At 68.4% G+C, this 320-nt stretch carries 1 protein-coding gene; it reads left to right on the plus strand.

What is annotated here, in order from left to right:
- On the plus strand, positions 1 to 320 hold a 320-nt coding region (gene tssI / locus NMG10_RS25940), incomplete at both ends, for a type VI secretion system tip protein TssI/VgrG (RefSeq protein WP_254465390.1).

Raw genomic sequence — 320 nt, forward strand, 5'->3', positions numbered from 1 at the left:
GTGGTCGGCCCCGAGGGCGAGGAGATCTTTTGCGACGAGTGGGGCCGGGTCAAGGTCAGCTTCCCCTGGGACCGCGAGAGCCGCGACAACGAGTACAGCTCCTGCTGGGTGCGGGTGTCCCAGGGCTGGGCCGGCGGCGGCTGGGGCGCCATGGCCATCCCACGGATCGGCCAGGACGTGGTCATCCAGTACGTCAACGCCGATCCCGACCAGCCGATGATCACCGGGCGCACCTACTGCGGCAACCAGCGGCCGCCCTACGAACTGCCCAAGCACCGCACGCGCATGACCATCAAGAGCAAGACCCACAAGGGGCAAGG

The organism is Pseudomonas sp. DVZ6 (assembly GCF_024259445.1).
GTDB classification, from domain to species: Bacteria; Pseudomonadota; Gammaproteobacteria; order Pseudomonadales; family Pseudomonadaceae; genus Aquipseudomonas; species Aquipseudomonas peradeniyensis.